The following is a 20,871-nucleotide window of genomic DNA, read 5'->3' on the forward strand; positions in this document are numbered from 1 at the left end:
CCGAGACCAAAACATGAAAATCCGCAATATCGCGATCATCGCGCACGTCGACCATGGAAAAACCACCCTCGTCGACCAGCTTCTGAAACAGTCCGGCTCGTTCCGAGACAACCAGCGCGTCGCCGAGCGCGCCATGGATTCGAACGATCTCGAAAAGGAACGCGGCATCACCATTCTGGCCAAGGCGACCTCGGTCGACTGGAAGGATACCCGCATCAATATCGTCGACACGCCCGGCCACGCCGACTTCGGCGGCGAGGTCGAGCGCATCCTGTCGATGGTGGATTCGGCCATCGTGCTGGTCGACGCCGCCGAGGGGCCGATGCCGCAGACCAAATTCGTCGTCGGCAAGGCGCTCAAGGTCGGACTGAAGCCTATCGTCGTCATCAACAAGATCGACCGGCCGGATGCCCGCCACGTCGAAGTGGTCAACGAGGTGTTCGACCTGTTTGCGGCGCTTGACGCGACCGACGAGCAGCTCGACTTCCCGATCCTTTACGGTTCAGGCCGCGACGGCTGGGTCTCGGAAAACCCCGAAGGTCCGAAGGACCAGGCTCTGGCGCCGCTGTTCGACCTCGTCATAAAGCACGTACCGGCGCCGACAGTTCATCCCGGCCCGTTCCGCATGATCGGCACCATTCTGGAAGCCAATCCGTTCCTCGGCCGCATCATCACCGGCCGTATCGAATCCGGCACGCTGAAATCCAACCAGGCAGTCAAGGTGCTGCACCATGACGGCACCCAGGTCGAAACCGGCCGCATCTCGAAGATTCTCGCTTTTCGCGGGCTCGAGCGCCAGCCCATCGACGAAGCGCAGGCAGGCGACATCGTCGCCATCGCCGGCTTGTCGAAAGGCACCGTCGCCGACACGTTCTGCGACCTGTCGGTGACCGAGCCGCTGCACGCGCAGCCTATCGACCCGCCGACGGTGACGATGTCGTTCCTGGTCAACGATTCACCGCTGGCCGGCACCGAAGGCGACAAGGTGACCAGCCGCGTCATCCGCGACCGCCTGCTGCGCGAGGCCGAAGGCAATGTCGCGCTGAAGATCGAAGAATCGCCGGACAAGGATTCGTTCTTCGTCTCCGGACGCGGCGAATTGCAGCTGGCCGTGCTGATCGAGACGATGCGCCGCGAAGGTTTTGAGATCGCCGTGTCGCGGCCGCGCGTCGTCATGCAGAAGGGCGAGAACGGCGAATTGCTGGAGCCGGTCGAGGAAGTCGTCATCGACGTTGACGAGGAGCATGCCGGCGTCGTCGTGCAAAAGATGTCGGAGCGCAAGGCCGAGATGGTCGAGCTGCGCCCTTCGGGCGGCAATCGCCAGCGCATCGTCTTCCACGCGCCGACGCGCGGCCTGATCGGCTACCAGTCGGAGTTGCTCACCGATACGCGCGGCACCGCCGTGATGAACCGGCTGTTCCATGCCTATGAGCCTTACAAGGGCGAATTGCCCGGCCGCACCAACGGCGTGCTGATCTCCAACGAACAGGGTGAATCGGTGGCTTATGCCATGTGGAACCTGGAAGATCGCGGCCCGATGGTCATCGACCCAGGCGTCAAGGTCTATCAGGGCATGATCATCGGTATCCATTCCAGGGACAACGACCTCGAAGTTAATGTGCTCAAGGGCAAGAAGCTGACCAACATCCGCGCCGCCGGCAAGGACGAGGCGGTGAAACTGACGCCGCCGATCCGCATGACGCTGGAACGCGCGCTGGCCTGGATCCAGGACGACGAGCTGGTCGAAGTAACGCCGAAGACCATCCGCCTGCGCAAGCTCTATCTCGACCCGAACGAGCGCAAGCGTTTTGAGAAGTCGGCGAAAGTGGTCGGCGCGGCATAAGCCACTTTTCTCAGCAATTATGAGGGAGGGAGCACGTGCGTGCTTCCTCCCTTTATCTTATCCGCCGGCAGCCGCGATAATGCCGTCCCGGTCTGGTTCGCCAGACAGGTGGATGCGGATCGCCGTTTCCGCCCGGGCTGGCCTGCGCAAGGCTTTGGCCCCGTCCGGACCAACCACCAGCAATCGCTTCTCGTCCCAAACCTGTAGCCGCGAGCGCGGGATACCGAGTTCGCTGGCCAGCAACCGGTCGAGCCGCAAGGCTGTCGGCATTTCGAGGCCGAGCTGAAGTTCGAGAGCGCTGGTATTTTCCGGCCTGTCCCCGAGCACCTGCTTATGAACGATGGCTTCAGGAAACTCCTCAACGCGCCCGATCCTGCTTCGCAATGCGGCAACATCGAAAGCATGGCGCCGCGCCAGGACCGGATCGTTGCGTTCGAGCGCCTGCAATATTGCCGGTTCGATATCGCGGCGGCTGCAGCGCTCCAGAATGCCGAAATTCCAGGAATTGTCGCAGTCGATGCAGCGGTAGATCAACCAGGCGTCAATGCGTTTGCCATTGGCGTTGACGCGGAATTTGCCGCTGTAGCGATAGGCTTTCAGGCCGCCGCAGCGATTGCAGTTGAGGTGAGGTCGAGGTGCGGTTTTGGGCGCGATCGCCCAGCGGATACGCAGTATCGAAGGCATGCCGAAAAGCCCTTCCCGTCGGGAAGTTCGTCAGATCGGCGATGTCGAGATACCCATGCGGGCACGGCGTGGCGAGAGACTGCGGCAGTTGAAATCAGGTGTCGCGGGTGGCTATGCGCGACAGCGGTTCAGCAGTGCCAAACCGGTCTCGAACCGCCACCCTGAAGAACAGATCATGTGAAAACAGGCACCGCGACTGCGACGCCCTGCTCTGTGCTGGGGGAGTTGACGAGACCGGCGGTTACGTAGGCAAAATGAAGCTCGAAATGATGTCGGGACGATATTTCTAGCCGCGAGGCGCCTGGCCGACAAGCCTTGTTTCGGTGGACGCTACCGTCGCCGGAACAGTTGGGTTATGTTGAACGATCCAAAAATTTCAAACGAGATCCGCGTCATGCATTTCACATCGCTGCTGATTTTTGCCGGCGCCCTGCTTGTTGCCGCCGGCTCGCCCGGCCCATCGATCGCCGCTCTTGTGGCGCGGGTCATCGCAAAGGGGTTTCGCGACGTGTTTCCGTTCCTGGTTGCCATGTGGATCGGCGAAGCGATCTGGCTGTCACTGGCGGTGTTCGGCCTCGCCGTGGTGGCGCAGACGTTCCACTTTGCCTTTGTCGTCGTGAAATGGGTTGGCGTCGTCTATCTCGCCTGGCTTGCCTGGAAGATGTGGACGGCACCGGTCGAGGCCAAGGAAGGCACGCTGCCGCGCGAAGATTCGCCCGTCAGACTGTTCTTTGCCGGCATGGCGGTGACGCTCGGCAACCCCAAGATCATGATGTTCTATCTGGCGCTGCTGCCGACCATCATCGATCTCGGTTCAGTCAGCGTGATCGGCTGGGTCGAGCTGACGGCGACCATGGCCGTGGTCCTGGTCGCCATCGATTTGACATGGGTGCTCGCCGCATCGCAGGCGCGCAAGCTCTTGAGGAGCAAGCGGGCGATGAAGATCGCCAACCGCGTCAGCGCCGGTACCATGGCCGGCGCTGCGGCGGCGATCGCCGCGCGGTCCTGAGCCGGCGCGTCAACCCATTTCGATTATCGGCGCAATCTCGACGCTGAAACCCGGGTCCGTCAGGATAGGACAATCCTTGGCTTTGCCGACGGCATCGTCGATGTCTTTCGCTTCGATGATGGTGTAACCGGCGGTCGGATTGCTGCCGCCATTGTTCTCGACCTTGCCGCCGGGCAGCAGGGTCTTCGACATGCCGACTGGATTGCCACCGTCGACCACGGCGGAGCCAAGCTTGCCGTACCAGCCGTTCCAGGCATCCATCGCTGCCTTCCGTTCGGCCTCCTCGGTCGGCATCTTGCCCGAGCCGTGATAGACGTAGAGAAATTTCGCCATGTTCTCCTCCTTTGATCGGCGGCATCGAACCGGCATGCGGTCATGCCGCATGCCGATCATCGGACCAAACCGGCAAACAAGCAACGAGAATGCGAAGTAGCTAATATAATGTGCGGTTGGATCCCACCATCGGCGCCCTATCGCGCCATCGCGTGGTATTCATCGTTCGGCCGCATATCGATCGCCGATGCCAGCCGGTTCGACATGTTGAAGAACGCCGCGGTCGAGGCGACGTCCCAGATGTCGCGGTCGGAAAAGCCGACTTGCCGCAGCGCCGCCCGGTCCGCTTCGACGATCTTTGCCGGCTGTTCGGTCAGCTTCACCGCGAATTCGAGCATGGCGCGTTGCCTGTCCGACAGCTTGGCGGCGCGAAAATTCATCACCATCATCTCGCCCAAGGCCGGGTCGCCGGAAAGCTGGCGGACCGCCGCGCCATGCGCGACCAGGCAATAGTAGCAATGGTTGACCGACGAGACGGCCACCGCGATCATCTCGCGCTCGAGTTTCGACAGACCGGATTCACCCAGCATCAAATCATTGTACATGTCGGTGAAAGCCCGCAACTTCTTCTCGTCGAACGCGTAGGCGAATAGCACATTGGGGACGAGGCCGAGTTTCTCCTGGCATTTGGCGAAATAGGCCTTGGTCGCTTCGCTCAGCTCCGCCGGTGCGAGGTCAAGCGCGGTAATTTTGTCCATCATCATGGCGGATTTCTCCTCGTTTTTCGCCAGGCTGCCGGTGAATTCCGACATTTCGTCGCAAGCCGTCAAACCTTTGTCGCCAAATACCCGTCATCTGCTACCATAGTTGTAAAAACATGACGGGAGGGAATTAGCTCATGGCCGGCCTGAAATCCGCAAGCCAGTTGAAAAAGATGAGCGCGGCCAAGGGTAGCGAAAAGCCCGGCAGGCTTGCCGACTACTTGCTGGCCCGAGCTCCGGCCGAAGATGTCGCCGCCTACGACGTCATCGATCTCGAACGTGCTGCCGAACTCGCCGGCCGCGCCGTGGCCAGGCACAAGAAGGACGACTGCGTCGTTGCCATAGACGTCGATTCCGGTGTCGTCCGCCAGGGCCGGCCGATGACGGTGATCACCGTCGTCAACGACAACATGCCGTTCCTGTTCGATTCCGTCCTCGGCGAGATTACAGAAAGCGCCGGCGAGCCGCTGCTGGTTACCCATCCGGTCATCGTCGTCAGGCACGGCAAGAACGGCGTCGAGGAAATCCTCGGCGATGGCGGTTATGCCAAGGGCGACCACAGCCATGACCGGCTGAGCGTCATCCATGTCCATATCGGCCGCCTTTCGGCCGAGCAGGCCGAAGGCTTGGCCGCACGCCTGACGAAGCTGCTCGGCCAGGTACGCGCCGCCGTCATCGACTGGAAGCCGATGCTTGCCCGCCTCGACCAGGCGATCTCGGAATTCCGCTACTCGCCGGTGCCGCTCGACAAGGCCCATGTCACCGAGGCGATCGCCTTCCTCGAATGGCTGCGCGACGACAATTTCACCTTTCTCGGCATGCGCGAATTCAACTACACCGGCGGTGAGACGAGCGGCATGCTCGAGCGCGCCGAAAAGCCCGGCCTCGGCATCCTTTCCGATCCCGACGTGCTGGTGCTCAGGCGCGGCACCGAAGCGGTGAGCACGACGCCGGAAATCCGCGCCTTCCTGCATGGGCCGGAACCGCTGATCGTCACCAAGGCCAACGCCAAGTCATCGGTGCACCGCCGCATCTACCTCGACTACATCGGCATCAAGACCTACACCGGCAAAGGCGTGCTTTCAGGCGAGCTCCGCATCGTCGGCCTGTTCACCTCGACTGCCTATACGCGCTCGGTGATGAAAATCCCTTATCTGCGCTCGAAGGCGGAAACCGTCATTGCCAAATCCGGCTTCAATCCAAGCGACCATTCCGGCAAAGCTTTGATCAACGTGCTGGAGAGCTATCCGCGCGACGAGCTGTTCCAGGTTCCGGTGCCGATCCTGCGCAAGCATGCCGAAGCCATCCTGGGCTTGATCGAGCGGCCGCGCGTCAGGGCATTGGTGCGTGTCGACCAGTTCGACCGCTTCGTCTCCGTGCTCGTCTTCGTGCCGCGCGACCGCTACGACAGCGTCGTGCGCGAGAAGATCGGCACCTATCTGAAGACCGTCTTCGAAGGCCGGCTGTCGGCCTATTATCCGGCCTTCCCGGAAGGCGGGCTCGCGCGCGTCCATTTCATCATCGGCCGCTCCGGCGGCAAGACGCCGAAGGTCGAGCAGGCGACGATCGAGGCGGCGATCCGCGACATCGTACGGACCTGGGACGATGCACTGCGCGAGACCGCGACCGAGACCGGCGCCGATGCGAGACTCACGGCCATCGCCTCGCGTTTTTCGGAAAGTTATCGCGACAGTTTTCCGCCGGGCGTGGCGCTGGCCGACGCCGGGCGCATCGCCAAGCTCGATGCGTCAAATCCGATCGCCATCGACTATTACCGTCACGCCGCCCAGAAGCCGCATCAGGCGGCGCTGAAGATCTACCACCATGGCAGCCCGGTGGCGCTGTCGCGGCGCGTGCCCGTACTGGAAAACATCGGTTTCCGCGTCATCAGCGAGCGCACTTTCGAGGTCGGCGACAATCAATCCGGCATGATCAATGGTGATCAGCCCGGCATGGTCTTCATCCACGACATGGAACTCGAGAACAGCTACGGCACGCCGATCGACCTCGGCAATGGCGGCGCGCTGTTCGAGGATGCGTTCCTTTCCGTCTGGCGCGGCGATGTCGACAATGACGGCTATAACGGCCTTGCCCAGACCGCCGGCCTGTGGTCGGGCGAGATCACCGTCCTGCGCGCCTATGGCCGCTATCTGCAGCAGGCCGGTATCCCGCAGAGCCAGGATTTCATCGCCGCCGCACTCAACCGTTATCCCGAGATCGCCCGCGGCCTGCATGCGCTGTTCGTCGCCCGGCTCGGCCCGACGGCTGAAACGGAAGGCGTCGTCCAGGCCAAACATCTGAAGGCCAAGATCACGGATGCGCTGGAAGACGTTCCCAACATCGACGACGACACCATCATCCGCCGTTATCTGAACCTGATCGAAGCCTCGCTGCGCAGCAATCATTTCGTTGCCGATACGAAAGAGAAAGGCCAATCGCTGGCGATCAAGCTCGATTCGCAATCGGTCGACGGGCTGCCGGCGCCGCGGCCATGGCGGGAGATCTTCGTCTACGGCTCCGAGGTCGAGGGTGTGCATCTGCGCTTCGGCCCGGTCGCGCGCGGCGGCCTGCGCTGGTCGGACCGTGCGCAGGACTATCGCACCGAGGTGCTCGGCCTGGTCAAGGCACAGCAGGTCAAGAATGCGGTGATCGTGCCGGTTGGCGCCAAGGGCGGCTTCTACCCGAAAAAGCTGCCGATGAGCGCCGGGCGCGACGCCATTTTCGAGGCCGGCACGGCCGCCTACAAGAATTACGTCTCCAGCCTGTTGTCGATCACCGACAATATCGGGCTGGACGGCGTCATCCCGCCAGCCGGCGTGGTGCGGCGCGACCAGGACGATCCGTATTTCGTCGTCGCCGCCGACAAGGGCACGGCGACCTTCTCGGACACCGCCAACGCCATCAGCGAAAAGCACGGCTTCTGGCTCGATGACGCTTTCGCAAGCGGCGGTTCGGCCGGATACGACCACAAGAAGATGGGCATCACCGCGAAGGGCGCCTGGGAAGCGGTCAAGCGCCATTTCCGCGAGATGAACCGCGACATCCAAACCACGCCGTTCACTGTCGTCGGCGTCGGCGACATGTCGGGCGACGTGTTCGGCAACGGCATGCTGCTGTCGGAGCAGACCCGGCTGATAGCCGCCTTCGATCATCGCGACATCTTCATCGATCCCGATCCCGACATGGCGGCTTCGATGGCCGAGCGCCGGCGTATGTTCGCTCTCGCCCGTTCAAGCTGGCAGGATTACGACAAGACGAAGCTGTCCGAAGGTGGCATAATCGTCTCGCGCAGCCAGAAGTCGATCACCTTGCCGGCGGCCGCGGCTGCAGCGATCGGCCTCGGCAAGACAACGGCCACGCCGGTCGAGATCATGAGTGCCATCCTCAAGGCGCCGGCGGACCTTTTGTGGTTCGGCGGCATAGGCACCTATGTCAGGGCATCGGGCGAGACCAACCAGGATGTCGGCGACCGTGCCAATGACGCGATCCGGATCACCGCACTCGACCTGCGTGCCAAAGTCATCGGTGAGGGCGCCAATCTCGGCGTCACGCAGCGGGCGCGCATCGAATTCGGATTGAATGGCGGCCGCTGCAACTCAGATGCGATCGACAATTCGGGCGGCGTGAACTGCTCCGACGTTGAGGTCAACATCAAGATCGCGCTGGCTTCCGCCATGCGCAAGGGATCGTTGACCCGGACAGCGCGCAACAGATTGCTGGCCGAGATGACCGATGAGGTCAGCGCCCTGGTGCTGTCCAACAATTACCAGCAGACGCTGGCGCTGTCCCTTGCCCGTAAGCGCGGCCTCGCCGACATCGCCCATCAGAGCCGCTTCATGGCGGCGCTGGAGGCGCGCGGACTACTGGACCGTGCCGTCGAGACGCTGCCGTCGCCGGCGGCCCTTGCCGAGCGCGAGACGCGCGGCGAGCCGCTGACCCGGGCTGAGCTCGGCGTGCTGCTTGCCTATGCCAAGATCGTGCTGTTTTCCGATATCGTCGCCAGCGACGTACCGGACGATCCGCATTTCGACCGCGACCTGATGGGCTACTTTCCCGACCGCATGGCAAAGAAATATGCTGCGGAAATCCACCGCCATCGCCTCCGCCGCGAGATCATCGCCCGTGTCGTCGCCAATGATCTGGTCAATCGCGGCGGCCCGTCCTTCGTCAACCGGCTGCAGGAAGCGACTGGGCGCAGTGCGGCCGATGTCGTGCGCACCTTCGCCGTGGTGCGGGACGGCTTTGCGCTGCCGGCGCTCTATCGCCAGATCGACGCGCTCGACAACCAGATCGACGGGCAGATCCAGCTCGATCTCTATCAGGCCGTCAGCCGGCTGATCTTTGTGACCAGCGGCTGGTACCTGAAGAACGATGCCGGCACTGCACCGCTCGGGCAGCGGATTGCCGAGTTGCAGGATGCGCGCAAGGCGCTGGAGCCGAAGCTCGTTTCGCTGTTGCCGGCCTTCTCGCGCGAGCGGATCGAGGAACGGCGGCACAGCCTGTCGAAGGGCGGCGCGCCCGAGAGCCTTGCCGAGCAACTGGCGTTGACCGATGTGGCGGAACTCATCCCCGACATTGCGCTGACAGCGCGGACGTCAAATGCCGGCATCGTCGCTGCCGCCAAGGCGTTTTTTGCAGTCAGCGATGTCTTCCGCATCCCGCGCGTCGAAGATGCGGCGCGCTCGATCACGCCCTCGGATTATTACGATCAACTGGCGCTTTCCCGCGCCACCGACACGATCGGCGCGGCCAGGCGCGGCATCGCCGTGGCGGCACTCACCAGTCATGCCGAGGCGGCGGATCCAGTGACGGCATGGTTGGAGGCCGGCGGCGAACGGGTCGGACGCATCCGCGAGCGGCTGCAGGCTCTGACCGAGGGCGGCGACATCACCGTGTCGCGGCTGTCGGTGGCGTCCGGCCTGATGAGCGATCTGACGGGGCTGTGAGACGTCTTCCACATCGCGCGGGATTGCCGGGAAGAACTGCGCTATAGAGCGAATGGCGCGCTGCCTTGGGGGGCGCCGGAGCATGATCCCAAAAGTGACGATCGGCTTTTGGACAAGATCGTGCTCAACAAGAAGACGGAGCGTCATTCCGATTCGATCGGCAGGGAGCAAGCTCCAGCGGAGGGGACATGGCTGAGATGGCAGTGCAGCGGGCATCGGGACGCGGCATCTGGGGATGGATGCTGTTCGACTGGGCGGCACAGCCGTTTTTCACGGTCGTCACCACCTTTATCTTCGGTCCTTATTTCGTCTCGCGCATGGCCAGCAATCCGGAGACCGGGCAAGCGGCCTGGGGCTACGGCATTGCCGCCGCCGGCCTCGTCATTTCCGTTTTGTCGCCGGTCCTCGGCTCGATCGCCGATCAGACCGGACCACGCAAACCGTGGATAGCCTTCTTCGCAGCGGTCAAGATCACCTGCCTCACCCTGCTGTGGTTCGCCGCGCCCGGCTCTAATCTTTTTCTGGTCGTGGCGTTGTTCTCGCTGGCGTCGGTCGCGGCGGAATTCTCGACCGTGTTCAATGATTCGATGATGCCGCGCCTGGTGCCGAAGAGCGACATCGGCAGGATCTCGAACATGGCCTGGGGGCTCGGCTATCTCGGCGGCATGATCGCGCTGATCTTCGTCGTTACCGTCATGGCCGGCTCGCCTGAAACCGGCAAGACCGTCGTTGGGCTCGACCCGATCTTCGGCCTCGATCCCAGGCTAGGCGAGGACGCGCGCGCCACCGGACCGTTGTCGGCGGCCTGGTATTTCCTGTTCATCCTGCCGATGTTCTTCTTCACGCCTGATGCGATCAAAGGCATTCCAATCGGGCCGGCGGTGCGCGAGGGACTATCGGAACTGAAGTCGACGCTGGCCGAAGTGCGCAAGCGTAGCGGCATTTTTCGCTTTCTCGTCGCCCGCATGATCTATCAGGACGGCGTCAACGCACTGCTGGCGCTGGGCGGAACGTTTGCGGCGGCAATGTTCCATTGGTCGATTACCGAGATCGGCCTGTTCGGCATCATCCTCAACGTCGTTGCCATCGTCGGCTGCCTGGTTGCCGCACGCCTCGACACAGCACTGGGTTCCAAGACCATAGTGATGATTTCGCTTGTCATGCTGAGCATCGCCACGATCGGCATCGTCTCGACCGGCCCGGGCTATACGCTGTTCGGTGCCTGGATGATGCCCGGACTGGACGGCGGGGGATTGTTCGGCACGGCGGCGGAAAAAGCCTACATTTTCTACGGCCTGCTGATCGGGCTTGCCTTTGGGCCGGTGCAGGCATCGTCGCGCTCCTACATGGCCCGCAGCGTCACCGCAGCCGAATCGGGCCGCTATTTCGGCATCTATGCGCTGGCCGGTCGGGCAACGAGTTTTGCTGCACCCTTCATGGTGGCCACGATCACCCTGGCTAGCGGCTCGGCGCGGCTCGGCATGGCGGCGATCGTGCTGTTCCTCGGCGCCGGCATGGCGATCCTGATCGACACGCCCTATCCGGCGGATAGGCCGGCGGAGTGAGCTGCTCTTCCCTTCTCCCACAGGGGGAAGGGAGGGAGTTCAATGCCGGAAGTGCCTCACTCCGGTGAAGACCATGGCAATGCCGTGAGCGTCGGCGGCGGCGATGACATCGTCGTCGCGCATCGAGCCGCCGGGCTGGATGACGGCGGTGGCGCCGGCTTCGATTGCCGACAAAAGCCCATCCGCGAACGGAAAAAAGGCATCCGAGGCGACGACCGAGCCCTTGGTCAAAGGCTCCGTCAGACCGGCAGCCTCGGCCGCGTCGAGCGCCTTGCGCGCGGCGATGCGTGAGGAATCGACCCGGCTCATCTGGCCGGCGCCGATGCCGACAGTGGCGCCATCCCTGGCATAGACGATGGCGTTCGACTTGACGTGCTTTGCCACGCGAAAGGCGAATTTCAGATCGGCCAATTCGGCCGGCGTCGGAGCGCGCCGGGTCACTATTTTCAGGTCGAGATCATCCACCACCGCATTGTCGCGGCCCTGGACCAGCAACCCGCCGGCAACCGATTTTAAGCCAAGGCCCGCCGCGCGCGGGTCGGGCAGGCCGCCGGTGACCAGCAGGCGTAGATTCTTCTTGGCGGCAATGATGCGGATTGCTTCTTCGGACGCCTCCGGTGCGATGATCACCTCGGTAAAGGTCTTGACGATCTCTTCGGCGGTTGCGGCATCGAGGATGCGGTTCATGGCGACGATGCCGCCGAAGGCCGAGACCGGATCGCAGGCCAGCGCCTTGGCATAGGCCGCGTGCAGCGAAGCGTCCTCAGCGACGCCGCACGGGTTGGCGTGCTTGATAATGGCAATTGCTGCGGAGCGTGACGGATCGAACTCGCCGACCAGCTCGAAGGCAGCGTCGGTGTCGTTGATGTTGTTGTAGGAAAGCTGCTTGCCCTGAAGCTGGCGCGCCGTGGCGACGCCCGGCCGCCTGTCACCATTGACATAGAAGCCGGCGCCCTGATGCGGGTTTTCGCCATAGCGCATCACCGATTGCAGCTTGCCGCCGAAGGCGCGCCATGTCGGATGCTCGATCTCAAGCGCCTCGGCGAACCATCCCGAGATCGCCGCATCGTAGGTGGCGGTGCGGGCAAAGGCCTTGGCTGCCAGCTTCTTGCGGAAATCCAGCGATAACGAGCCGAAATTCATCTCCAGCGCGTTGAGCACCGAGGCATAGTCATCGGGGTCGGTGACGATGCCGACATAGGCGTGGTTCTTGGCCGAGGCACGGATCATCGCCGGGCCGCCGATGTCGATGTTCTCGACTATCGCCGCGTAGTCGGCGCCGGAGCGACGCACCTCTTCGAACGGATAGAGATTGGAGACGACGAGATCGATCGGCTCGATGCCGTGATCGCGCATCGCCGCGGCGTGCTCGGGATCGTCGCGCACGCCAAGCAGTGCGCCGTGCACCGACGGGTGCAGCGTCTTGACGCGGCCGTCCATGATCTCGGGAAAGCCGGTGAGCTCGGACACGTCGCGCACCGCCATGCCGGCCTCGGCAAGGGCCCTTGCGGTGCCGCCGGTCGAGACCAGCTCGACGCCGGCCGAAGCCAGCGCCCTGGCGAAATCGATCAGGCCGGTCTTGTCGAAGACGGAGAGCAGCGCGCGACGGATGGGTACAAGGTCGGGCGCGGGAATATTCTTGGCGGCGACGGCCATGGGCTGGCGGCCTTTCCAGTTCTGGTTGGAGGGCGTCCGCGGGCCGTAGCATATGAGGCCCGGAAATCAAGCCGCAAGGCTTGATCAGTGTCTGCCGTTGCCACCGGCTTCGGCTTTTTCCGGACGGCCGGCGATGATGGTCCGCGTCAATTGCCAGTGGACCTCCGAAATTTCCGAGGCCTTGAACGCAAGCACGATCTGGCGGCTGCGGCGCGGGCCGCCGAGCCCTGCGAAATAGATCGATTCCTCGACCTCGGGCGCCACTTCGGTAGAGGTAAACACCCAGGTGTCGGCGTGGTCGGCGGCCAGCACCAGACGGTCATGCTCATCCTGGAGCAGGTTTATATCGGGATGGACATGGAAACGCACCGTGACGAAATCACGGCCATTGTTGCGGATAGAAGCGCCGCCCGGACGCAGGAAGCGGTCCCTGCCGGCAAGCACATTGCCTTCGGTCAATAATTTCAGCTCACGCTCATGCAGGAAGCCGAAGCGCGCCACATAGCCGTCATGGCGGGCGATGAAGCCCTGGCTGCCCTTCTGGTCGGTACGCTTGCAAGGCACATGCTGCGGCCCGCCGATCAAAGGCGTGCCGAGCAGGTCGTTGACGCGCAGGGAGTGGTTGAAGCGCGCCGACGACGTGTCGTTGATGGTGGCGGTCGAGTGGGCGGCGGTGGCGCGCGCAAGCGGCCGGAATTCGGCGGCGCCATAAGTGTCTATTCCGGCGTTGACGATATAGTGCTGGCGGCCCGACGACAATTCGAAGGCGAGGCATCCGGCGTGAGCGGCATTGGATACGTCGACGGGCGGCGGTGAGCCGGTATCGGCGATCACAGTGGCACCACCCATCGACAGGCGCTCATAACCCGAATGCGGCGCGTGCAGCAATGGTGCGCCGGCGGTGTCGTCGTGATGCAGGATGCTGGCGATACGGTCGTGAATGGTGGCGCCCATGCCGTTGAAGCGGGCAAGGCTACCATCCTGATGGCGAAAGAAGCGCAGTGCCGGCAGCATCCGGTCGATGGCGCCGATCAGGGCGACCGGCGGCGTCTCGGCCTGATTGGCGTATGTCTGGCGCAACGGCAGAAGGTCGGCGAGTATTTCAAGCACCGCCATCGGATTGCGCGAGATATGGCCGCCGTCAGGCAGTATCTGCCGGTCGAGCTCGTCGGCGAGATTGCGGGTGGCACCGCGCAGCGCCGAGGCTGGCGCCGGCAGCGACAAAGCGGCAAAGGCCAGCGCAATGCGCGCGCGCAGCCTGTCCTTGCCGTCCGGCATCTCGCGCGCCATGGCGCGCAGATAGCGGATCTGGACGGCGAGCGATTTCAGAAACGCGCGGTAGAACGGAAATTCGGCGCCCTGCAACACGATCGAGGAATGCTGCAGCCAGGCAATGACACGCTTGGCCGTCGTGCCGGGCTCCCAGGCGACGCCGGAAATATAGCTGCCATGGATTGCAATCCAATCGGAAACCAACGCCCGCGCGTTGGCGGCGGCGAGCTCGGTACCCGCCGCACGCATATGGCGCAGCCAGCGAAAGCCATGCAGCGTCTTTTGCCAGCCGGGATTGGGCACGTCGATCTGGAAGGGCGATTTGCCACCGGTCTCGACCAGATGCCCCGAAAGCGGATAGCGGCCGTAATAGATCTCGAGCGCGATCTGAGGATCGGCGAGGCGCAGGTCCGGCGGGGCAATCAGGACGCGCTCCGGCGTGCGGCCGGAGTAGCGCCAGCGATAGAGTGGCCCGGCGCGCAAGCGCCGGCGCGTCTTGCGCCAGAACTCCCTCGCGACAAGCGTCCACAGACGCGTCGTGTTACCGGCAGCGATTGCCAAAACCCCTCCTGATCGTCCTCACCCAAGCACAAGTTTATATGATTCAAGAACTTGTGCGAAGGCGAATTCCGCGGCAGCGTGGCCGTTCAGCCTGTTTTCCATGCCTCCTCGCCCCAAGAAGTCGGATGGCGCTTCAAGATCGGCCCTTAGCCGGCTCTGCGCATGCGGGCGGCGAAGAAGCCGTCCAGCCCGGAGCGGCCCGGCGAGCCTAGCTCCAGATCGGCAGGCGTGGTGCGCAACATGCCTTGCGGCGTCAGGAACGGGTCGATGCCGGCGATCTCACCCGGCCGAAGCGGGTCGTCGACAATCTCCGCATTGCCGGCGAGAAAGTCGCGATAGAGCTCTTCGCCTTCCAGCGGATCGAGCGAGCAGTTGGAAAAGACGATGCGTCCACCATGCTTGACCAAGGTGACGGCGCGGGCAAGCAGCCGGCGTTGCAGGTCGGCCAGTTTTTCGACGTCGGCCGCCGTCTTCGTCCAGGGGACGTCGGGATGCCGCCGCACCGTGCCGGTCGAAGAGCAAGGTGCGTCGAGGAGGACGGCGTCGAAGAGGTCCTTCGGCTCGTATTTGAGCAGATCGGCCTGGACGATCTCGGCGGCCAGACCGAGCCGTTCGAGGTTCTGCGTCAGCCGTGCCAGCCGCGTTTTGGACATGTCGAGCGCGGTGACGTGGGCGCCGGCGAGGATCAGCTGGGCGGTCTTGCCGCCGGGGGCGGCACAGAGGTCGGCGATTCGCAAACCATTGACGTCGCCGAACAGCCGGGCCGGCAGGCTGGCCGCCGCATCCTGAACCCACCAGGCGCCTTCCGCGAAACCGGGCAGTTCGGTCACGGAAGCGCTGAGCTTTTCCACCCGCACCGTGCCGGTCGCCAAGACAAAGCCGCCGAGCCGTTCGGCCCACAGCGCCGGGTCCGACTTGACCGAGAAATCGACCGGCGCCTCATGGCGATGGGCGAGCAGTATCTGCCTGGCCTTGTCGAGGCCGTAGACCGTTTTCAAACGGTCGGAAAACCATTTTGGCGCCTCGTCGGTGGCGGCAAGTGCGGCCGCGAGCTCGTCCTGCTTGGCCCGCGCCAGCGTGCGCAGCACGCCGTTGACGAGGCCGGAAAAGCGCGCCGTGCGCGGATCGGACTTGGCGTGCGTCACGGCGAGGTCGACGGCGGCGCTGTCGGGAACATCGAGGAACAGGATCTGCGCTGCCGCCACATGCAAGATGTGCGAAAGCGCCGTGGCGTTGGGCGGCAGCGGCTTTTCCAGGCGGCGGGCCAAAAGGCCTGATATGGTCATGCGGTAGCGCAGGGCGGTGACCAGAATCGCACGCACCAGGGCGCGGTCGCGCAGGTCGAGCGCCTTGTATTGCGGATGGCCGTTCTCATGGTCGGTCAGCCCGTCGAGTGGCGTTTTCGCGTCAATGACGGCGGCAAGCAGGCGCGCGGCCGCCTTGCGCGCGGCGAGACCGGCTACGGCCTCGCCGCCCGAATTGTGTTCACGATCGCCTGAAATTCCGTGCCGGCGCTTCGCTGAACTCACGACCACGGGCCTTTGGGTCCGGTCGGATTGCGTCCCCAGGGATTGGGTCTCGGCTTAGCCGGCTCAGCCGGCCTCTCGGGCTGGGCGGCCCTTTCCCACGGACCCGACGGCTGCTGCCCGGTCCCTTCCGGCGCCGGCTTTGGCGTCGCGGCCGCTTCGGGTGCGCCGGCCATCTCGCTCGCCATCCTCTGCAACGCGGCGATGCGGTTTTCTGTGCTCGGGTGAGTGGAAAACAAACTGTCCATACGCTCGCCGGAAAGAGGATTGATGATGAAGAGATGGGCGGTTGCCGGATTGCGCTCGGCATCCGGGTTGCGGATGCGTTCGGCGCCACGCGCGATCTTGTCAAGTGCCGAGGCGAGCCAAAGCGGGTGTCCACAGATTTCGGCACCGCGCCGGTCGGCCTCGTATTCGCGAGTGCGGCTCACCGCCATCTGCACGATCATGGCGGCCAGGGGCGCGACGATCATCGCCACCAGCACGCCGACGATGCCAAAGGAATTGTTGTTGTCGCGGTTGCCGCCGAAAAAGAAGGCGAAATTGCCGAGCATCGAAATTGCGCCGGCAAAGGTGGCGACGATCGTCATGGTCAGCGTATCGCGGTGCTGCACATGGGCGAGCTCATGCGCCATCACCGCCGCGACTTCTTCATGCGAGAGCTGCTCGAGCAGGCCGGTGCTGGCGGCGACAGCGGCATTTTGCGGATTTCGGCCGGTGGCGAAGGCATTGGGCTGCGGATTGTCGATGAGATAGGTTCTCGGCATCGGCAGGCCGGCACGTTGCGCGAGACCCTTCACGATGGCGTAATATTCAGGCGCGTTGCGTTCGTCGACCTCGATCGCACGGTGCATCGACAGCACCATCTTGTCGGCGTTCCAATAGCTGAACAAATTGGTACCGGCGGCGATCAGCAAGGCAATCATCATGCCGCCGGATCCGCCGACCAGATAGCCGACGCCCATGAACAGGGCCGTCATTGCGGCCAAAAGCATGGCGGTGCGAAGAGTGTTCATCGTCTGCTCCGTTCTGGCCCAACAAAGGGGTCGATCCTTGTGGGCCCATCGCTATATGATGGGAAACAGCGGTTCCCGTTTCAATCGGGGCTGTTTCAATCTAGCGGAAGATCGCATGATCGACAAAACCAGCCAAACGCATGCTAACGGCTCGCCGCAAAAGCCGCTGACGCCGGCAGCCAGGCGCGCCTTGGCCGAGGCCGAGTCCCGGCGGGAGAAATATCGCGAGAAGGAAGCCGCACAACCGAGAGAGATCGGCGGGCGCGGCGGCAAGGAGCCCGGCCGCTATGGTGACTGGGAGGTCAAGGGTCTGACCAGCGACTTTTAGCCCAAGCAGGGTGCCAAACTACGCAGGCTGCGCGGTCCGCTCCGCTTCGATGGCAATCCAGCCGCTGGCATCGACGGCGATGCCGATCGCTTGATAGCCGGCGATGGTGGCATGTGGCGTCTCCAACGGATGCCGGTGCGTGGCGCTGATCACCACGATTGCGGCGCCCGCGGCTTCGGCCGCCGCAATGCCGGCCGGCGCGTCCTCGAAGACGAGGCAGTTGCCCACATCGACGCCGAGCCGTTCGGCCGCCAGCCGGAAGCAGTCGGGTGCCGGTTTGCCGCGGGAGACGTCCTCCGCGGCAACGATCACGGCGGGAGCCGGAATACCCGCGGCCTGCAGGCGCAGCAGGGCAAGCTCGCGCGGCGCCGAGGTCGCGATCGCCCAGCTTCCGGGCGGAAGCGACGCCAGGAACGCCGCGGCGCCCGTAATCGGGCGAATGCCCTCGACATCGGCCGCCTCGGCCTGCAGAAGCGAATCGGCTTCGCGGGCAGGATCGACGCCTGGGAGCGCCAGCCGGCCGATGGTCTCGATCGCCCGCACGCCGTGGATGGTCGGCAGGAATGCAGCGACGTCAAGACCTTGCCGATGCGCCCAAGCTGCCCAGACCCTTTCCGCCGCGGCAATCGAATTGAGAATCGTGCCGTCCATGTCGAACAGGAAGGCCGCGAATTTTCTGCCTGCAAACATCGGTTTTCCCGGGTCATCTTGGAGGGATTATTTCGAAGGAAGCATGTCGATCGACCGTAACGTTGCCGCGTCCGTATGGGAAGCCGCGAGGCGTCGTTTTCGACGTTCGCAAGGAACCGCCGCGCACTCTCCTGCGTTGACCAGCACTATCTTCCATGACGATCGTAGGGGGACGGCGATGCTGATCAGGCTCGGCTATGAAATTGCCATTGAATGCCCTGCAGCCACGCCGGTCGTTTCGCTGCTCGAGATCCACAGGGATCGCCAGGCCGACATCAAGCGGCAGACGCGCGTGCTGACCTCACCGTCGGTCCCGACCAGGGCCTACCACGATCTTTTCGGCAATAGCTGCCGCCGCTTCACGGCGCCAGCCGGAAGCTTCCGCATCCTCTATGACGCGGTGGTCGAGGACAGCGGCGGGCGGGACGAAGTCAACACGCTGGCCAGGGAAGTCCCGGTCGCCGAATTGCCGGACGAGGTGCTCGGCTATCTGCTCGGCAGCCGTTACTGCGAGACCGACCATCTCGGCGACTTGGCATGGCAACTGTTCGGCCAGCTCCCGCCGGGCTGGGCGCGGGTGCAGGCGATCGTCGACTATGTCCACAACCGGCTGTCGTTCGGCTACGGCTATGCGCGCTCGACCCGCACGGCGGCGCAGGCGCATGAGGAACGCGTCGGCGTCTGCCGCGATTTTGCCCATCTGGCGATCACGCTCTGCCGCTGCATGAACATCCCGGCCCGTTACGTGAACGGCTACCTCGGCGATATCGGCGTGCCCGCCGATCCGGCGCCAATGGATTTCTCGGCGTGGGTGGAAGTGTTCCTCGACGGCAGATGGTACACTTTCGATCCTCGCCACAATGTGCCGAGGATCGGCCGCGTCGTCATCGCCCGCGGCCGCGACGCCACCGACGTGCCGCTGCTGCACAGTTTCGGCCCGCATCGGCTCACCCTGTTCAAGATCTGGACGCACGAGCAGGAAGGCAATCTGTTCAAGCCGCCTTATCGTGGCGTCGACAAGACCGTCAGCGCACGGATGCTGGCCTAGTCTTTCGGGACACATTCACAGTCCGTATTTCCATTTCCCGCCACCGCGGTCGTGCTGAACCGGTTCGATACATCTCGTCTGTACCGGATTGGGACGCAGTCCAGTCGTCCTGAATTGCGCGCCTGATCTTGGTAAGCGCTTTGTCAACAAAGCCGCGCCGACGCGGCTTTCGTTTACCCGCTGTTTACCTTGCCGCCGCTCGAAACCGTTTGGAAACAATGCCTGGGCGGGAGCCGCTCGCTTTCCCGCGCCCGGCGGCGCGATCCGGCCGGATTCCTGCAATGCACGTTCGGACAGCTGCAGGCTGTAGCGAATGGAGGCGGAAGGAATGCGGCGTTTCGGGGGTCTTGTTCAGACGATCGGCGGCTTTGCCGGGGATCGCAGCGGAAATTTCGCGGTCCTGTTTGGGATAATCGGCTCAGTGCTGGCACTGAGTGTCGGCTTTGCCGTCAACGTATCCCAACTCTACAATGTAAAATCGAGCCTGCAAGGCGTCGTCGATGCAGCGGTCACCTCGACGGCCCGCGACCTGACAACCGGCGTTATCAGCGAGGCCGACGCCAGCAAATCGGTGCAGGCCTTTCTCGATGCCAACAGCACGGCGGGTATCCTCCAGGACAACCAGATCGTTCTCGACAATCTGGTTGTCGACAGGACAGCCAAGACTGTCGAGGCGGACGCCCATGTCAACGTCAACTACTATTTCCCGCTTTTCAGCACGGGTGGCATGCAGCGCGTTCCAGCATCGACGACGGCGCTCTACTCGGACAAGCAGATCGAAGTCGCGATGATGCTGGACGTGACCGGGTCGATGGCCGGCCAGAAAATCATCGATCTGCGGGCGGCTGCGGCGAATGCTGTCGACAGCTTTCTGGGCGGTCAGGACCCTGCCAACCCGCGAGTGCGCGTCTCCATCGTGCCCTACGCGAATTCGGTGAATGCCGGCGCGCTTGCCGCCAGCAGCGTCTATGTCGAAACCTCCACCAGCCAGCGCAAGCAGGCGCCCGGCAATGGCGCCGTACAGTATGTCTCCGGCTTTGTGCGTCCGGACAATTGTGCCACCGAGCGCAAAGGGACCTATCAGTATTCGGATGCAGGCCCCGACGTCAGCATGGTCAATCGCGACTACCTGCTGTCATCCTTCGCCTGGCAGACCGGCACGGCTGCCTGCCCTGCCGCCGCGTTGAAACCGCTGACGGCGGACGCCACGGCGCTCAAGAACGTCATCAAGACCTTTGTCGCGTCGGGTGGCACCGCCGGCCATGTCGGCGTGCAGTGGAGCTGGTACATGCTTTCGGAAAACTGGGGCAGTGTGATGAAAACCTCGGAACGGCCGGCCAAGATGGATCCAAAGAAGGTTGCCAAGATCGCGATCCTGATGACCGATGGCGAATTCAACCTGTCCTATTTCGACGCCAGCACCGTCGGTGACGTCTACAATAGCGCGGGCAAGGAGCCGCCCCGCACGGCGGCCAAGACACTCTGCGCTGCGATGCGCAACAAGGGCATCGAGATATTCACCATTGGGTTTGACCTAAACGAAACGAATGCCAAGGTGACGCTCCAGGATTGTGCGAGCCCGGACACCGCCAAGATCAAGCACTTCTATCAGGCGGCCAATGGAACGGAACTCAACCAGGCTTTCCAGGATATAGCGCGCAACGTCGAGATGTTGACCGTAACCAAGTAGGGG

General features: G+C 63.5%; 15 protein-coding genes. 7 read left to right on the forward strand and 8 right to left on the reverse strand.

Annotation, left to right across the window (positions count from 1 at the left end):
• The first annotated feature begins 13 nt into the window (after positions 1-13).
• A complete protein-coding gene (typA, locus tag RQ479_RS23295; RefSeq protein ID WP_352465599.1) occupies positions 14-1,843 on the forward strand; it encodes a translational GTPase TypA in 1,830 nt (609 codons plus the stop codon).
• Between the two features lie 57 nt (positions 1,844-1,900).
• Here the strand turns inward: typA and RQ479_RS23300 are convergent, their stop codons facing one another.
• Positions 1,901-2,527 (reverse strand): DUF1062 domain-containing protein, encoded by a 627-nt coding sequence (locus RQ479_RS23300; RefSeq protein ID WP_376702783.1) that lies wholly within the window; start codon positions 2,525-2,527, stop codon positions 1,901-1,903.
• 394 nt (positions 2,528-2,921) lie between these two features.
• On the opposite strand from RQ479_RS23300, the gene RQ479_RS23305 reads away from it, so the two are divergent.
• On the forward strand, positions 2,922-3,536 hold the full coding sequence (locus RQ479_RS23305; RefSeq protein ID WP_292664324.1) for a LysE family translocator: 615 nt from the start codon (positions 2,922-2,924) through the stop codon (positions 3,534-3,536).
• 9 nt (positions 3,537-3,545) lie between these two features.
• On the opposite strand, the gene RQ479_RS23310 is transcribed toward RQ479_RS23305, so the two are convergent.
• Together RQ479_RS23310 and RQ479_RS23315 are read right to left on the reverse strand one after the other, a co-directional pair.
• Positions 3,546-3,869 carry a YciI family protein gene (locus RQ479_RS23310; protein WP_023678126.1) on the reverse strand — a complete coding sequence of 108 codons (324 nt, stop codon included), beginning with the start codon at positions 3,867-3,869 and terminating at the stop codon, positions 3,546-3,548.
• A 137-nt stretch (positions 3,870-4,006) separates the two neighbouring features.
• On the reverse strand, positions 4,007-4,570 hold the full coding sequence (locus RQ479_RS23315; protein ID WP_352465782.1) for a peroxidase-related enzyme: 564 nt from the start codon (positions 4,568-4,570) through the stop codon (positions 4,007-4,009).
• A 137-nt stretch (positions 4,571-4,707) separates the two neighbouring features.
• On the opposite strand from RQ479_RS23315, the gene RQ479_RS23320 reads away from it, so the two are divergent.
• Positions 4,708-9,516: an NAD-glutamate dehydrogenase gene (locus tag RQ479_RS23320; RefSeq protein ID WP_352465601.1), complete on the forward strand. Its 4,809-nt coding sequence runs from the start codon at positions 4,708-4,710 to the stop codon at positions 9,514-9,516.
• A 188-nt stretch (positions 9,517-9,704) separates the two neighbouring features.
• Positions 9,705-11,081: an MFS transporter gene (locus RQ479_RS23325; RefSeq protein WP_376702784.1), complete on the forward strand. Its 1,377-nt coding sequence runs from the start codon at positions 9,705-9,707 to the stop codon at positions 11,079-11,081.
• Between the two features lie 39 nt (positions 11,082-11,120).
• Here RQ479_RS23325 and purH read toward each other — a convergent pair whose 3' ends face one another.
• From purH to htpX, 4 genes are all read right to left on the reverse strand, one after another.
• Positions 11,121-12,737 (reverse strand): bifunctional phosphoribosylaminoimidazolecarboxamide formyltransferase/IMP cyclohydrolase, encoded by a 1,617-nt coding sequence (gene purH, locus RQ479_RS23330; protein ID WP_376702785.1) that lies wholly within the window; start codon positions 12,735-12,737, stop codon positions 11,121-11,123.
• Between the two features lie 84 nt (positions 12,738-12,821).
• On the reverse strand, positions 12,822-14,570 hold the full coding sequence (locus RQ479_RS23335; protein WP_376702786.1) for a heparinase II/III family protein: 1,749 nt from the start codon (positions 14,568-14,570) through the stop codon (positions 12,822-12,824).
• 146 nt (positions 14,571-14,716) lie between these two features.
• Complete coding sequence (locus tag RQ479_RS23340; RefSeq protein ID WP_376702787.1) at positions 14,717-16,105, reverse strand: RsmB/NOP family class I SAM-dependent RNA methyltransferase; 1,389 nt, start codon at positions 16,103-16,105, stop codon at positions 14,717-14,719.
• The gene (htpX, locus tag RQ479_RS23345) at positions 16,096-17,112 is read right to left on the reverse strand and encodes a zinc metalloprotease HtpX (protein ID WP_376702788.1); all 1,017 of its coding nucleotides are present in this window, start codon (positions 17,110-17,112) and stop codon (positions 16,096-16,098) included. The genes RQ479_RS23340 and htpX overlap by 10 nt, the downstream gene beginning before the upstream one ends.
• 115 nt (positions 17,113-17,227) lie before the next feature.
• On the opposite strand from htpX, the gene RQ479_RS23350 reads away from it, so the two are divergent.
• Positions 17,228-17,440, forward strand: a complete 213-nt coding sequence (locus RQ479_RS23350; RefSeq protein ID WP_376702789.1) for a DUF1674 domain-containing protein — start codon at positions 17,228-17,230, stop codon at positions 17,438-17,440.
• An 18-nt stretch (positions 17,441-17,458) separates the two neighbouring features.
• Here the strand turns inward: RQ479_RS23350 and RQ479_RS23355 are convergent, their stop codons facing one another.
• On the reverse strand, positions 17,459-18,130 hold the full coding sequence (locus tag RQ479_RS23355; RefSeq protein ID WP_376702790.1) for an HAD-IA family hydrolase: 672 nt from the start codon (positions 18,128-18,130) through the stop codon (positions 17,459-17,461).
• 178 nt (positions 18,131-18,308) lie between these two features.
• On the opposite strand from RQ479_RS23355, the gene RQ479_RS23360 reads away from it, so the two are divergent.
• Positions 18,309-19,178 carry a transglutaminase family protein gene (locus RQ479_RS23360; RefSeq protein ID WP_376702791.1) on the forward strand — a complete coding sequence of 290 codons (870 nt, stop codon included), beginning with the start codon at positions 18,309-18,311 and terminating at the stop codon, positions 19,176-19,178.
• 328 nt (positions 19,179-19,506) lie between these two features.
• Positions 19,507-20,868, forward strand: a complete 1,362-nt coding sequence (locus RQ479_RS23365) for a pilus assembly protein TadG-related protein (RefSeq protein WP_376702792.1) — start codon at positions 19,507-19,509, stop codon at positions 20,866-20,868.
• Positions 20,869-20,871 lie beyond the last annotated feature (3 nt).

Source organism: Mesorhizobium sp. ISC25 (genome assembly GCF_042295465.1).
Lineage (GTDB): Bacteria > Pseudomonadota > Alphaproteobacteria > Rhizobiales > Rhizobiaceae > Mesorhizobium.